Origin of the sequence: Caballeronia eucalypticola (assembly GCF_047608185.1) — a bacterium.
GTDB lineage: Bacteria > Pseudomonadota > Gammaproteobacteria > Burkholderiales > Burkholderiaceae > Caballeronia.
Map to the genome: position 1 here is coordinate 17275 of NZ_JBLKRU010000023.1, position 14628 is coordinate 31902.

The window sequence follows — 14628 nt, forward strand, 5'->3', positions numbered from 1 at the left end:
CAATAACTCCTTCATTTCAGGTATGAACGCCCAAATCACCTCAGTCGAAGCGATTCTGGTTGATCTTCCGACCATTCGCGCGCATCAGCTAGCCATGGCAACGATGCAGCAACAAACCCTGGTCATTGTCCGTCTGCGCACGAGCGACGAGATCGAAGGTCTTGGTGAAGCCACCACGATTGGCGGTTTGTCGTACGGCGAGGAGAGTCCCGAGGGAATCAAGCTCACCATCGACACGTACCTCGCGCCCGCGCTTATCGGCCTGGATGCGACCAATATCAACGGTGCAATGCTGAAGTTGAACAAGGTCGCTCGTGGAAACCGATTCGCGAAATGCGCCATCGAAACAGCTCTGTTGGACGCGCAAGGCAAGCGCTTGGGTGTGCCGGTATCGACCTTACTGGGCGGCGCCGTTCGAAAGACACTTCCGGTCCTGTGGACGCTTGCCAGTGGAGACACCCAGCGCGATATCGATGAAGCTGAAAAGTTACTTGCGGAACGCCGCCACAACACTTTCAAATTGAAGATCGGGCGTCGTGGCGTTCGCGAGGACGTTGCTCATGTTTCGACAATCAAGGCTGCGCTTGGCGACCGGGCCAAGGTCACGGTCGATGTGAATCAGGCGTGGAGTGAAACTGACGCCGCGCTGGGAATCGCAGCGCTTGAAGCGGCGGGCATCGACCTTATCGAGCAGCCCACGCCACGAGAGCAGCGAGGAGCGCTCGCCAGACTTGCATCACGGTTCATCGTGCCGATCATGGCCGACGAGGGCGTGACGGGCCCTGAGGACGCCCTTGAACTCGTGCGTGGCGCATGCGCGGACGTGTTCGCGCTGAAGATTGCCAAATCGGGTGGCATCTACGAAATGATGCGTACCGCCGCCATCGCCGATGCAGCCGGCGTGTCCTTGTACGGTGGCACGATGCTCGAAGGCAGTATTGGCTCGATTGCGTCGGCGCACGGATTCAGCGCGCTTCCACAGCTTGACTGGGGCACGGAACTATTCGGGCCGCTTCTGTTGAAAGATGACATTGTCACCGCACGGCCTCAATACCTGGACTTTGACCTGCATTTACCGGAGGGGCCGGGTTTGGGCCTTCATATCGATGAAGAAAAGCTCGCGTTTTATCGTCGTGACAAGAAAATTTGAATCCATGGTCAAGACGGTTTTAGCCGTATAGAACCATCCAAATTTCAAGCCTATGGACCTGAGAGACCCATACTTTAATGAGGGATGTTTATGCTGTATCTCGTAAGAATGGATGTACACCTGCCGCTCGATATGCCGACGGCTCAATCCGACGAAATCAAGGCACGAGAAAAGGCCTACTCGCAGGCGCTTCAACACCAGGGGAAATGGCAACAGCTTCATCGTGTGGTGGGTGAGTACGCGAACTACAGCATTTTCGACGTCGAATCTCATGACGAGCTGCATACGATTCTGTCAGGTCTGCCGCTGTTTCCTTATATGAAGATGAACGTGACTGCACTTGCGCATCATCCATCGTCCATCCGCTGACGTTGCGCGTGATGGCGCTGGTTTGCCTAAATTCCCAGCATCTGCGCCATCGCCCGTACTGCATTCGACGTTGAATTCAGCAGGCCCGATGCTTTCATCAGGTCTTGTCGCATGGCGGCGTCGCCATCGTGAAAAAACCGGTTCGGACCGGTCACGACGATAGCGCCCAGCGCGCGGCCGGACGGCGCGGTCAGCGCCGTTCCCACTGCGCTGATACCGGCGACGTTCTCGTTGTCGTTAGTCGCCCAGCCCCGGCCCCGTACCAAGTCCAGCTCCGCAAAAAGCGTGGTCCGGTCCGTGACGGTGCGTTCCGTGCGCGCCGCGTAGGGCTCCGGTCCGATCAGCGCGTCACGTTGCTCGGGTGTCCGATGACTCAGCAGAATCTTTCCTGAAACCGACGCATGGAGCGGCGCGCTAACCGTTGTGTCGAAATACGGCGCGACGCTGTAGTTGCCCGCGACGCATTCCAGTGTCGCCCGCAGATTGCCAAAGAACACGATCAACAGCACGGACGGACCATGGCGCTCCTGCAAGTCACGCATGAGTGGCGTCGTGTCCCGGCGCAAGCGGCTCAACGGATGCTCAAGCGGCAGCAGGCACGCCGCGCGGGGTGTCGGGCAATACAGCGGACCTTCCCGGTAGACATAACCGGCGAGATCGAGCGACTGAAGCAGCCGGTGACAAGTGCTCGCGGGCAAGGCCACGCTGTCCGCGATCTCCTGAAGGCTCAGCGGCCGGGCCGCCTCGTGCAGCCGCGAAAGGATGTTCAACCCGCGGGCAAGCGCGCCGCTGTCGGTATCGCGTCGCTCGGTGACGCCTTCGTCCCGGATAACGTCCGCCATGTCTAGCAAACTCCGGCCGAACAAGGGATAAGCCGGCAGTCTTGCAGGTACGCGCCAAAGCCGATTGAGCAGAATTGCATATATGAATTGCTTGGTTGGTGAGCTGGGGAAAGCCCCATAGAATTCAAAAAACGGAAAAAACATTCCGAAATATTGTACAGCCTAGTTTTCTTTCCGACAGCGTACAACGCCTGCTAATTCGCTGAAACAGTGCATACGCGTCCCCCGCGGGGTGGTGAGCGCCATGTGAATGGGCAGCGGACGAGTGACGTCTACTAAGTATGCCTAAGCAGATGGGTGCCTGTTCGTCACTCGCGCTTCTGCGCGAAGCCTGACGCCCATTAGCGCTTCATATGCCTACTCACGCTTCACCTTTCTATCCGGTGTGTCATGTCGATTCCGTCTCCCGCCAGTTTCCCTGATAGCCCGCTGTCCCGTGCGCTCGCCCAGCCGCTGATGCTGGGCCTCTTCCTGCCGATCCAGAGCGGCGGCTGGTCCATGTCGACCCTGCCGCGCACGACCGACTGGACCTTCGAGTACAACGCGCGTCTCACGCGCCATGCCGAGGCGCTCGGCTTCGACCTGGTGTTCGGTCTCGCGCAATGGCTGGGCAAGGACGGTCATGGCGGCGACATGCGCTACCGCCGCGAATCGCTCGACTCGTTCATGACGATCGCGTCACTCGCGTCAATCACCGAGCGCATCCTGCTGATATCGACGCTGCACATTCTCTATGGCAACTGGCATCCGCTGCATCTCGCGAAATTCGGCGCCACGCTCGACCATATCTCCGGCGGCCGGTGGGGCCTGAACATGGTCACGGGGCATTCGATCGATGAAGCCGAGATGTTCGGCCGCGACGGTCACTTCGAGCACGACACGCGCTACGAGATGGCCGCCGAGTTCGTGGACCTGATGCAGAAACTCTGGTCGCTTGACGACAACCTGACCTTCGACGGCAAGTGGTATCGCACGCGCAACGCTTTCGTTTCGCCGAAGCCGCGCTTTGGGCGCCCGGTGCTCGTGAACGCGACGAGTTCCGCTGCCGGGATCGACTACGCCGCGAAGCATTCGGACCTGATCTTTATTACGAGTTCCGCCGGCGCGCAGATCGACGCGGCGCTGGACGTGCTACCCGCGCACACCGCGCAGGTTCAGGCGGCGGCGCGCGCGAACGGCCGCGAGGTCCGCACGCTCATCAATCCGACGATCGTCTGCCGCCCGACGGAGCGCGAGGCGCACGTCTATCTCGATGCAATCGCGTCGCACGCGGATTTCGGCGCGGTCGATGGTTTTACGGGCCGCCGCAGCGACGCAAAAGCCTGGAAAAACCATCAACGCGAGCAGCGCGTGCTGGGAGGCAACATCCAGATCATCGGTTCGCCGGAGCACGTGGTGGATGACTTGCTGCGGTTGAAGGCGGCGGGTATCGACGGCGTCCAGCTGACTTTCTTCGATTTCGAGCCGGATCTGAAATATTTCGGCGAGGCTGTCTTGCCGCTGATGGAACAGGCCGGACTTCGAGTGCGCGTGCAATCGGCTGCGTGAACACCATATTATTCGTTAAGGAATCCTGCAGATGGGAATGACCGATTCGACATTGACGGAAGCATTGCGTGACAGCGCCGTGCAGCCCGGCTCGCCCGCGCTGCGCGAACTGGTGGCTGCCATCGCGGCGGGCGCCGAAGCGCGCGAGCGTGGCGAGGCCGACGCGCGCGAGCCCATCGCACTCGTGCGCGCGGCGCGTCTGGGCGTGTTCCGTTTGCCCAAAGAGGAGGGCGGGGCAGGCGCCACGCTGCCGCAGTTGTACGAACTGGTGCTGGATCTGGCCGAGGCCGATTCAAACATTCCGCACATCCTGCGCAATCACTTCGCGTTTATCGAAAAGGCGTTGCGCGCGCGCCATCTACCGCAATACCAGCGATGGAACCATCTCGTGCAGGACGGCGGCCTCTTCGGTCTCGGTGCGAGCGAACTCGGTACGCAGCATATCGGCGACGGCGATGGCAACACGCGCCTCGAGCCTGCAGAAAACGGATATCGGCTGACGGGGACGAAGTACTACAGCACGGGGAATCTTTACTTCGATCACATCATCGTGAATGCCAAGACGCCGAACGGGAAGTTCGTCGGCGCGCGCGTGTCGGTCGGGCAACCGGGCGTCGATGTGCGGGATGACTGGGATGGCATCGGCCAGCGCAACACGGCGAGCGGCACGACGGTGTTCACGAATGTCGATGTCGCAGCGGAGGATGTGCTGGTCCTCGCGGACGATACGAAGATCGCGCATCAGGCTACCTTCGCGCAGCTTTATCTCACGACGATCGTCGCCGGCATCCTGCGGCGCATTGCGAAGGATGCCGTGACGCTCGTGCAGAAGCGCGAACGCAACTATTACCACGCGGTGGCCGCGCGTCCCGCCGACGATCCGCTGTTGCAGGAAGCCGTTGGCGAGCTGCAGAGCGCGGCGTTCGTGGCCGAGGCCGCGGTGCTGAACGCGGCAAGCGCGCTTGGCGCGGCGTTCGACAGCGTGCTGGCGGGCAAGCCCGACGAAGCGTTGTTCGTTGAAGCCGCGCTGCGCAGCGCGAAGGCGAAGGTCGTGATCGATCAACTGGCGCTCCAGTCGGCGACCCGGCTATTCGATGTCGGCGGCGCGTCTGCCGCGCGCCAGGCGGCGCAACTGGATCGCCACTGGCGCAACATCCGCACGATCGCCTCGCACAACCCAGGTCTCTACAAGGCGCGCGCCATTGGCAACCATGCGGTCAACGGCGTGCCATTGCCTTCCGCAGCGTTCTTCTGAGCCGTCATCTCCCTATCGCCAAATCAAACAAGGCTTCCTTACGATGAGTCAAACGAACACGCCATCGATCACTCCCGCTGCATTGCGCGCCGCGCTGGCCGAACGCCGCGAACTTGCCATTCTCGATGTCCGCGAGGAAGGTGTCACGGCACGCCGCCGCCTGTTCTATTCGTCCATCGCGCCGGTTGGACGCCTGGGCCTGCTTGTCGCGCAACTGGTGCCGCGCTTTGCCACGCCCATCGTCCTGGTCGATGAAGCGGGCGAATATACGTCGCGCGCGGCGGCCTTGCTGGCAGGCTTCGGTTATACGGATGTCTCGATACTGGCCGGCGGCGTGAGCGGCTGGGAAGCGGCTGGATTCGAAGTGTTCAGCGGGACCAACGTGCCGGGCAAGGCGTTCGGCGAGGTGATCGAGCATCGGCTGAAAACGCCGAACATCGATGCATTGACGCTCAAGCGCTTGCAGGACGCGGGCGAGGATCTCGTCGTGCTCGACAGCCGTCCATTCCCCGAATTCAAGACGATGAACATTCCGGGCGGCGTCGAATGCGCGGGCGCTGAACTGGTCTATCGCGCGCTCGCGGCGGCGCCGTCGCCCGAGACGCTGATCGTGGTGAATTGCGCCGGGCGAACGCGCAGCATTCTGGGCGCGCAATCGCTCGTGAACGCGGGCATTCCGAATCCGGTCGCCGCGCTCTCCGGGGGATCGATGTCGTGGCTGTTGTCAGGCTTCGACCTTGAACACGGCCAGATTCGCACGGCGCCTCGTGCCGAGGGCGCTGCGCTCGACCAGGCGCGCACGCTGGCCAAGCGCACCGCCACGCGAGCTGGTGTGGTCGAGATCGATCGCGCCACGCTGACGCGCTTCGAAGCCGAAGCGAGCGTGCAGACGCTGTACCGGTTCGATGTCCGTGATCCGCTGGAGTACGTTGCGGGTCATCGCGCGGGATGGCGTTCGGCGCCCGGCGGCCAGCTCGTTCAGGCCACCGATGAATACGTCGGCACGCTCCACGCCCGCGTCGTTCTCACCGACGACGACGGCGTGCGCGCACGCATGACGGCGTCGTGGCTCGTGCAACTGGGCTATCTCAACGTGTTCGTGCTGGCCGACGACGACGCTTACCGGGCGCTCGAAAGCGGCCCCGAACCCGTGTCGGTATTCGGTACGCCCGAGCGTACGCGCTGGATCAACGCCGACCAGCTTGCGCTCGCACTAGACGCTGGCGGCGCGCAGGTCGTGGACGTGGACAGCAGCCTCGCGTTTCGCACCGCGCACATTGCCGGGGCACGTTTCGTCGTGGCGAGCGCGCTGGAAGACTGGCTGGAGAGGCTCGACCCGTCGCGACAGCTTGTCCTCACGTCCTCCGACGGCGTCCTCGCCGGGCTGCTGGCCAGCCAGTTGCGCGGACGTATCGACGGGGTGGCGGCGCTTCTGGGCGGCACGCAGCGCTGGCTGTCGCTCGGTCTACCTCATACCGCCGGCGACGAAGGCAACCTCACCGGCGACGACGACGCGTGGTACAGCCCGTATCACCACGCCCCGGATCAGGCGGCGAAACAGATGCAGATTTATCTCGCGTGGGAATTGCAACTGGTCGGGCAGCTCGAACGTGACGGCATTGCGTCGATCGACGTGATCGATTTCGACACGCCTACGCACGCTCGCAGCGAGCAGCGCCTCGCGGCGCTGCAAGGCTCGCCCAACCTCTTGTAAAGCGATAAAACCATGCGTGCGCCACGAACTCTGCATCTAAACACCAATATCACCGGCACGGGCCGCCATCCGGCCGGCTGGCGTACGCTCGACAACGCGAAGTCGATCATCGATCTCCAGTTTTTCACCGAGATCGCGCAGACCGCGGAGCGCGGCAAGCTCGACGCCGTGTTTCTCTCCGATGCCGTTGCGTTAAGCGGGCACGCGCACGGACCGGCCCAGTCGCTCGAACCCACCGTACTCCTAACCGCGCTCGCGGGCGTCACGCAACACGTCGGCCTGATCGGCACGGCGTCGACTACGTTCAACGATCCATACAACCTCGCGCGGCGTTTTGCGTCGGTGGATCATGTGAGCGCAGGCCGGGTTGCCTGGAACGCCGTGACGACCTACGACCCGAACGCGGCGGCGAACTTCAGCATGTCGGGCGCGCTGGACAAAGCGGCGCGTTATGCGCGCGCCGAGGAATTCGTCGATGTCGTGCTAAAGCTGTGGGATAGCTGGGAAGACGACGCGCTGATCGCCGACCGCGCGAGCGGACGCTACGCCGATCCGGCTCGCGTGCATGCAATCGAACACGCGGGCCATCACTTTCAAGTGCGCGGGCCGCTTAATCTTCCGCGCAGTCCGCAGGGACGGCCCGTGCTCGTGCAGGCTGGCGGATCGGAGGCAGGCGTCGCGCTCGCCGCCCGTTACGCCGATGCGGTCTTTACCGCGCAGACCACGTTCGAGAGTGCGCAGGAATTTTATGGCGACATCAAGGCGCGTGCCGTGGCACAGGGACGTCATGCCGATCATCTGCTCGTGCTGCCGGGGCTGTATCCCGTCATTGGCGGGACGCTGGCCGAAGCGCGCCGGCGCAAGGCCGACATGGACGCGTTGCTCGATCGCCGCGCCGAGCTGGCCAAGTTCGCGCGCGCGCTGGGTATCGACATTGACGATCTGCAACTGGACGCACCGTTGCCCTACGCATTAATCGACAAAGGCAACCGCGCCGATGTCTCCAACGGATTTATCCGCGCGACCGTCCTGCTCGCACGCAGCGACAACCTGACGGTGCGCGATCTGCTGGACCGTAATCCCGGCGCGCATCGGATGATCGTGGGCACGCCGGAGACGATCGCCGACGATATTGAACGCTGGTTCACCGGCCGTGCCGCCGACGGCTTCAACCTCAACGCGGACGTGTTCCCTTCAGGGCTCGCGGCGTTTGTGGATCACGTGGTGCCGCTATTGCAGCGCAAGGGCATCTTCCGCCGCGATTACGAAGGCACCACCTTGCGCGAACACTATGGGCTTGCACGTCCGGCAAGCCGCTACGCCGATCCCGATGCACGCCTGGTCGAGCACACGCCCGAAGCGCTCTCGTGAACGCTATTGAGCGCCATGCCTCGTCTTCGTATCCGTCACTCATTTCCTTTATTTCATTTCAAAGGTGCTTATGTCTAGCAGAGAATCCACTTTGAAGGCGACTGCCGCACCGGATATTGCTCCACCGGCGTTGGCGCCGGCGCCGCGTCGCGTGATATTGCGCGAGCCGCTCTTGCGGGCCGTCGTACCGGTGCTGTTGATCGTCGTGTGGCAACTCGTTTCGTCCCTGGGACTGGCCAGCGAGTTCGTGCTGCCTGCGCCCGCGTCGGTGCTCGCGGCTTATCGCGAGTTGTGGCAGTCCGGCGATCTCCAGGATGCGTTGAAGATATCGCTGGCGCGAGCGGCCGTGGGTTTGCTGATCGGTGGCGGTGCGGGCTTGCTGCTCGGCGTGGCGGCGGGTCTGAGCAAGTCCGCCGAACGCGGCTTCGATACCGTCCTGCAGATGGTTCGGACTATTCCCTTCATCGCGCTCGTCCCTATTTTCGTGGTGTGGTTCGGCATTGGCGAAGTGTCCAAGATCGCGCTGATCGTGGGCGCGGCCATCTCGCCGATGTATCTCAGCACTTATCACGCCATACGCGGCATCGACCCGAAGTTGCTGGAGCTCGGGCGCACGTTTCGCCTGTCGCGCGCGCATCAGATCCGGCTCATCATCTTGCCGACGGCGTTACCCGGCATTCTCGTGGGCGTGCGCTATTCGGCAGCCATTGCGCTGCTGGCGCTGGTCGCGGCCGAACAGATCAACGCGAACGCGGGCATTGGCTACATCCTGAATAACGCGAATCAATTCCAGCGCACGGACATCATCATCGCGGGCATTCTGGTCTACGCGGTTCTCGGGATCGGCGTGGATGCATTGCTGCGTTTCATTGAACGCAAGGTTCTGGTCTGGAGGGCGGCTCATGTCTGAACTCGCTTATCAAACGGAGCATGAGGCCGCGCCCGTCGTTGCGAGACTGTCCGGCGTGCGGAAGCGCTATGGTGAGAACACGGTGCTCGATAACGTCGATATCACCGTTCGAAAAGGGGAGGTCGTCGCGCTGGTCGGGCCGTCGGGTACGGGCAAGACCACGGTGCTGCGCCTGCTCGCCGGGCTCGAATCGGCATCGGGCGGCAGGACGGAAGTGACGGGCAACACGTCGGTTGTGTTTCAGGAGCCGCGTCTGATTCAGGCGCTGCGCGTATGGAAGAACGTCCTTCTCGACGATTCGCTCAAGCCTGATGCTCGCGAACGGGCGCTCACCGCGCTGCAGGACGTCGGCCTCGAAGACAAGCTGGAAAGCTGGCCCGTGAGTCTTTCGGGCGGACAGGCGCAGCGCGTGGCGGTTGCGCGGGCGCTGTATCGCCGTCCCGATCTCATGCTGCTTGACGAACCGTTCAGCGCGCTCGACGCGTTCACCCGCCGCAGCATCCAGAGTCTCGTGCTGAAGCTATGGGCGAAATACCGCTTCGGCGTTGTGATCGTCACGCACGATCTTGATGAGGCGCTGCTGCTTGCCGACCGCATCGTGATCCTGTCGAAAGGGCGGATCTGTCACGAGACGCACGTCGATCTGGCGCGCGAGCGCGACGTGACATCGCCAGAGTTCAATTCACTTAAACGCGACCTGCTCAGACAGTTTTCGCTCAGTCTCTCGTGACGTTTTTCAATCGATTTTCTCCATAGCTCATTTTCCACAGCTCAACCAAGGTATTTATGTCGCTGATGAAATCTTTGCTCGCCGGCCTGACGGGTCTCTTCGCCGTTACCGCGCTGACGCTTTCCGGCACGGCCGGCGCCCAGAACGCGCCGGACTTGAAAAGCACCAAGCTCGTGATTGCGTATCAAGACCCGGCGTTCCCCGCGATGATCCGCAAGTCCGGCGTGGTCAACGGGACGCCATACCAGATCGAATGGGTACTGCTGACTGGACCCGCCGCCAATCTGTCCGCGCTGTATGCAAACCGCATCGACCTGGGGCATATGGGCGACACGTCGCTCACGATCGAACAGGCCAACGCGCGCACCGACTGGACGAAGGATTCGACGCCGCTGCATATTGTCGCCGCGTGGCGCAACGCCTATTCGAAGGATTATCCCCCGGTCATCACGGCGGTTCGTTCGAGCGCGAACATCAAGAACGTGCAGGAGATCAAAGGTCACAAGGTCGGCTACAACTATGGCGGCTACAACCATTCGCAATACCTCGCGACGCTGGTCAAGGCCGGCGTGACGGATAAGGACATTGATGCCATCAAGTTCGCCGATGGCGCGACGTCCGCGGCAGGCTTCAATGCAGGCGAAGTCGACGTGTATTCAGGCGCGCTCGGTCCCGTACTGCCGACCATCAAGTCGGGCGCGGGCACTATTCTGCTGCGCGACCGCGACACGCAGATCCCGGCGCTCAACGTATGGACCACGACGTCGGCGGTGCTGAAGGATCCGGCGAAGACGGCTGCGCTTCAGGATTTTTTCTCGCGTCTTTCGGGTTATTGGGCGTGGCATGACGCGCACCGCGACGAGGTGATCGGCATTCTGAAGGACACGCTGAAAATCTCCGACGAGCGCGCGGCGTTCGAATATCAAGTGCGCAGCGGCAGCTTCGTCAAGTTCGACAAAGGTCTGATCGATCAAGAGCAGAAGATCGCCGACATCCTGTACGACGGCCACGCAATCAAGAAGAAGGTCAGGGTCGATGTCGAATACGATCCGCAATTCAACGCCGCGCAGAAGGCGGTCTGGCCGATCAAATCCAAGGATTGATTGTTCTTTCTACGCCTCGCGCTTGCTGCGCCCATACAGCAGCAGCATCGCCGCGATCACCACGCCATAGATAATCTGGCGCCCCGCCTCCGGCATCTGCGCAACCGAGAGGATCGACTGCAGCAGCGTGATGAGGATCGCGCCGGCAACTGTACCGAGGTACGAACCCCGGCCGCCCAGAATCGACGTGCCGCCGAGCACGACTGCAGCGATCGCCGGCAACAGGTAGGCATCGCCCATCGACTGCGCCGCTTTCGACGCATAACCCGCGAGTAACACGCCGCCGAGCGCCGCGAATCCGCTGCACACCGCGAACGCAGCCACCGTCACGAGCCGCGTATTGATGCCGGAAAGATACGCCGCGCGCTCTGTGTTGCCGATCGCGTACAGCGTGCGGCCGAAGGTCGTGCGCGCCAGCAGGAACATCGTGGCGCCGCCGATCAGCACCCACAGCGCGACGGCATTCGGTACGCCCGGTACGAGCCAGCCCGAGGCGAGCCATCGCATCACGAGTGGCGCGGAGTCCTGCGGCGACGATCCTCCCGTGTAGACGATCATGATGCCCTGCGCGACCGCGTTGGTTGCGAGCGTGGCGATCATCGAAGGAATGCGCAGGAGTGCGACGAGGATACCGTTGACGATGCCGATCAGCACGCCGCAACCGATCCCGACCGGAATCGCGAGGACGTAGCCGAGTTGGCCGTGCCCCGCGACGGCGCACGCCATCATCGCGCCGACTGTGATCGTCCACGGCAGCGACAAGTCGATGTGTCCGAGCAGGATCACCATCATCAGGCCGGTCGCGATGATGCCGAGGAACGCGCCGACCTTGAGCTGCAGCAGGATGTACTCCGGCGACATGAAGTTGCGCGAAAACATCCCGCCCACGAGCAGCAGCGCGACGATGCACCCGAACGCGATAACGATCGGCGGGTCGATCTTGCGCTTGAGCCGCGACACGAACGTGGTCCGGCTGGTTCCGGAAACGTCACTCATTGGAACCACTCCAGACGGTTGCGGACCCTGAACAACCCGCACGCGCCGATCGAAACAGCGAGCAGAAGAATCACGCCCTGGAACAGCGGCTGCCACAGTGCGTCGACGTTGAACACGAACAGCAAGTCGCCAATAGAACGGAACGCAAATGCGCCGAAGATTGCGCCGATCGCGCTGCCCTTGCCGCCGAGCAGCGACACGCCTCCGATGACCACGGCGGCAATCGAAAACAGCGTATACGAGTTGGCGCTGCCGAGGCTCGCCTCGCCGGTGTCGGTAAAGAACGTTAGAAAGAGGCCGCCAATCGCGGCGAGCAGGCCGGCCAGCGTATAGCTCGCGAACTTCGCGCGGCGGATTGGCATGCCGGACAGGAACGCTGCGGGTTCAGACGAGCCGGTCGCGTACGCCGCGCGCCCGACCACCGAACGTTTGAAAGGAATCCAGACGATCACCACAGTCGCGAGCAGGATCAGCAAGCTGGCCGGCACGCCGCCCGCGACCTTGCCGGTCAGCGCGTCGGCCAGGTCCTCGTTGATCGATCCGCCGGGAACCGGGCGCAGCAGCAGCGCCAAGCCGTAATAGACAGCGCCCGTCGCGATCGTCGTCACGATCGGCTGCAGACGGCCGTAAATGATGATGATGCCGTTGAGCGCGCCGCACAGTGCGCCGGTCGCGAGCACGCCAACGATGCCGAGCGTGCTATGCAGCGCGTCGCCCGTCACGATCCACGATCCAACGCAATTCGTCAGCACGAGCGTCATGCCGATCGACAGGTCGATGCCGGCTGTCAGCACGACGAGCGCCTGGCCCATCGATACCAGCGCGAGCAGAACCGCCTTGTTCGCTGCCGTCTGGAACACGTTCGCCGACAAGGTCGACGGATAGTTGCAGAGGTAGATCGCGAACATCAGGACGAACAGACCGAACGCGAACGTCGTCCCGCGATTTTCAGCGTACCAGTAACGCAGCCCGCTCATAGCGTGACTCCCAGGGAAGGAGAGACCTGTCCGACGGGCAGATCCAGTGCACTTGCAATCAGGTTTTGCTCGGTAATCTCCGGCCCGGCAAGTTCCTTCTTGATCCGGCCTTCATACAGCACGAGCACGCGGTCGCAGCAGCCGATCAGCTCGTCATAGTCGGTGGAATAGAAAACGATCGCGGCGCCTTTGTCCGCGAGGCGCCTGAGCAACTGATAGATCTCCTGCTTGGTGCCGACGTCGATGCCGCGCGTCGGGTCGCTGAGGAGCAGGATTCTCGGCTGGCGGATCAGCCACTTCGCAATGACCACCTTCTGCTGGTTGCCGCCCGAGAGCGAACTCACGGGCGCGTCGACGCTGAATGACTTGATTGCGAGGAGTTCCATCATCCGGTCGACAAACGATTGCTGGCGGTCGCGATCGATCACGCCTGCGGTGGACATGCGATCGAGCGCGGCAAACGACAGGTTCTCGCGCACCGACATCGGCAGCATCAGGCCTTCGGTCTTGCGGTCCTCCGGAATCAGCGCCATACCGATTTCGTTGGCGCGTGCGACCACGGGGCTCGCGATCGACACGGCCTTGCCGTTGATCTCGATCTTCCCCGCGCAACCGCGCAACACGCCGAACAACGCGAGGAGCAGTTCGCGTTGGCCTTGCCCATCGAGGCCGCCTAGTCCGAGGATTTCACCGGGCTTCAACGAAAAGCTGATGCCCTGCAGCGTGTCGTTCCAGGCGAGATCACGGCAGGCGAGAACCGGCTGAGCGGCGAGGCGGTGCTCGGGCGTGTTCGCGGGTTTGTCCGGGAATACGTGCTGGTACTTGCGGCCGATCATCATTTCGACAACCTCGTTGTCGGAGCGCGTGCCCGCATCGAAGCTCATCACATGACGACCATTGCGGTAGACCGTGCATTCGTCCGCGAGCGCTTTCACCTCGTGCATCCGGTGCGAGATGAAGAGCAGCGCGAGCCCCTCTTCGCGCAGGCGTTTGAGCACCTCGATGACGCGCGCCACGTCGGCCGCGGTCAACGCGGACGTAGCCTCGTCGAGGATCAGGATGCGCGGCTCGCGCGCAAGCCCCTTCGCGAGCTCGACCATCTGCTGGCGCGACAGCGGCAAGTCCCGGACTTTTGCTAGCGGATTGATGTCGCCCGCGCCTGCTCGTGCAAGCGCGGCTTCGGCCTGGCGGCGCTGGGCCCGGCGGTCGATCATGCCGAAGCGTCGCGGTGGGTTCGAAGCAAAGATGTTGTCCGCCACGCTCAAGTCAGGGATCAGCGACAGCTCCTGATACACGCAGACGATGCCGGCCGCGTTCGCTTCGGCGGGCGACGCGAACGAGACTTGATGACCATCGAGGTGCATCGTTCCCTCATCCGGCTGCACGACGCCGGACATCACCTTCAGCAGCGTGGACTTTCCCGCGCCGTTCTCGCCGAGGATCGCGTGGATGCGACCGCTGCGCACTGTCAGTTCCGCATGATCCAGCGCGATGGCGCCGCCGTAGCTCTTCGACACGCCGGACATCTGAAAGAACGACTGCTCTTCGCCCTGCCGCATGCTTCGTCTCCTGTCGATCGGAGTTAGCGCTTCAGCGCCTACTCCGATCCCATGCAGTTGCGGTCGATCGGAGTTAGCGCTTCAGCGCCTGCTCCGGTCCCATG

At 62.6% G+C, this 14628-nt stretch carries 13 protein-coding genes; 9 read left to right on the plus strand and 4 right to left on the minus strand.

Annotated features, from left to right (window positions below):
• Window positions 1–22: 22 nt before the first annotated feature.
• Together ACMX25_RS24180 and catC are read left to right on the plus strand one after the other, a co-directional pair.
• Window positions 23–1150: a muconate/chloromuconate family cycloisomerase gene (locus ACMX25_RS24180; protein ID WP_414952579.1), complete on the plus strand. Its 1128-nt coding sequence runs from the start codon at window positions 23–25 to the stop codon at window positions 1148–1150.
• 90 nt (window positions 1151–1240) lie between these two features.
• Window positions 1241–1519, plus strand: coding sequence for a muconolactone Delta-isomerase (gene catC / locus ACMX25_RS24185; protein ID WP_414952580.1), 279 nt, complete (start codon window positions 1241–1243; stop codon window positions 1517–1519).
• Window positions 1520–1545: 26 nt separating this feature from the next.
• Here the strand turns inward: catC and ACMX25_RS24190 are convergent, their stop codons facing one another.
• Window positions 1546–2361 (minus strand): IclR family transcriptional regulator, encoded by an 816-nt coding sequence (locus tag ACMX25_RS24190; protein ID WP_414952581.1) that lies wholly within the window; start codon window positions 2359–2361, stop codon window positions 1546–1548.
• A 390-nt stretch (window positions 2362–2751) separates the two neighbouring features.
• On the opposite strand from ACMX25_RS24190, the gene ACMX25_RS24195 reads away from it, so the two are divergent.
• The 7 genes from ACMX25_RS24195 (at window position 2752) to ACMX25_RS24225 (ending at window position 10992) form a co-directional block, all read left to right on the plus strand.
• Window positions 2752–3909, plus strand: coding sequence for an LLM class flavin-dependent oxidoreductase (locus ACMX25_RS24195; RefSeq protein ID WP_414952582.1), 1158 nt, complete (start codon window positions 2752–2754; stop codon window positions 3907–3909).
• A gap of 37 nt (window positions 3910–3946) precedes the next feature.
• Window positions 3947–5164: an acyl-CoA dehydrogenase family protein gene (locus tag ACMX25_RS24200; protein ID WP_414952583.1), complete on the plus strand. Its 1218-nt coding sequence runs from the start codon at window positions 3947–3949 to the stop codon at window positions 5162–5164.
• Between the two features lie 43 nt (window positions 5165–5207).
• Entirely contained in the window at window positions 5208–6878 is a 1671-nt protein-coding gene (locus tag ACMX25_RS24205) for a rhodanese-like domain-containing protein (RefSeq protein WP_414952584.1), read from the plus strand.
• 12 nt (window positions 6879–6890) lie between these two features.
• Window positions 6891–8249: an LLM class flavin-dependent oxidoreductase gene (locus tag ACMX25_RS24210; protein ID WP_414952585.1), complete on the plus strand. Its 1359-nt coding sequence runs from the start codon at window positions 6891–6893 to the stop codon at window positions 8247–8249.
• A 70-nt stretch (window positions 8250–8319) separates the two neighbouring features.
• On the plus strand, window positions 8320–9159 hold the full coding sequence (locus ACMX25_RS24215) for an ABC transporter permease (RefSeq protein WP_414952586.1): 840 nt from the start codon (window positions 8320–8322) through the stop codon (window positions 9157–9159).
• On the plus strand, window positions 9152–9889 hold the full coding sequence (locus ACMX25_RS24220) for an ABC transporter ATP-binding protein (protein WP_213766913.1): 738 nt from the start codon (window positions 9152–9154) through the stop codon (window positions 9887–9889). Before ACMX25_RS24215 ends, ACMX25_RS24220 begins: the two co-directional genes overlap by 8 nt.
• Before the next feature lie 65 nt (window positions 9890–9954).
• Window positions 9955–10992, plus strand: coding sequence for an ABC transporter substrate-binding protein (locus ACMX25_RS24225; protein WP_414952587.1), 1038 nt, complete (start codon window positions 9955–9957; stop codon window positions 10990–10992).
• Between the two features lie 9 nt (window positions 10993–11001).
• On the opposite strand, the gene ACMX25_RS24230 is transcribed toward ACMX25_RS24225, so the two are convergent.
• From ACMX25_RS24230 to ACMX25_RS24240, 3 genes are read right to left on the minus strand one after another with little or no spacing between them, the layout of a single operon-like run.
• Window positions 11002–11988 (minus strand): ABC transporter permease, encoded by a 987-nt coding sequence (locus tag ACMX25_RS24230; RefSeq protein WP_414952588.1) that lies wholly within the window; start codon window positions 11986–11988, stop codon window positions 11002–11004.
• Window positions 11985–12965 (minus strand): ABC transporter permease, encoded by a 981-nt coding sequence (locus ACMX25_RS24235; protein ID WP_414952589.1) that lies wholly within the window; start codon window positions 12963–12965, stop codon window positions 11985–11987. Before ACMX25_RS24235 ends, ACMX25_RS24230 begins: the two co-directional genes overlap by 4 nt.
• The gene (locus ACMX25_RS24240; protein WP_414952590.1) at window positions 12962–14524 is read right to left on the minus strand and encodes a sugar ABC transporter ATP-binding protein; all 1563 of its coding nucleotides are present in this window, start codon (window positions 14522–14524) and stop codon (window positions 12962–12964) included. The genes ACMX25_RS24235 and ACMX25_RS24240 overlap by 4 nt, the downstream gene beginning before the upstream one ends.
• Window positions 14525–14628 lie beyond the last annotated feature (104 nt).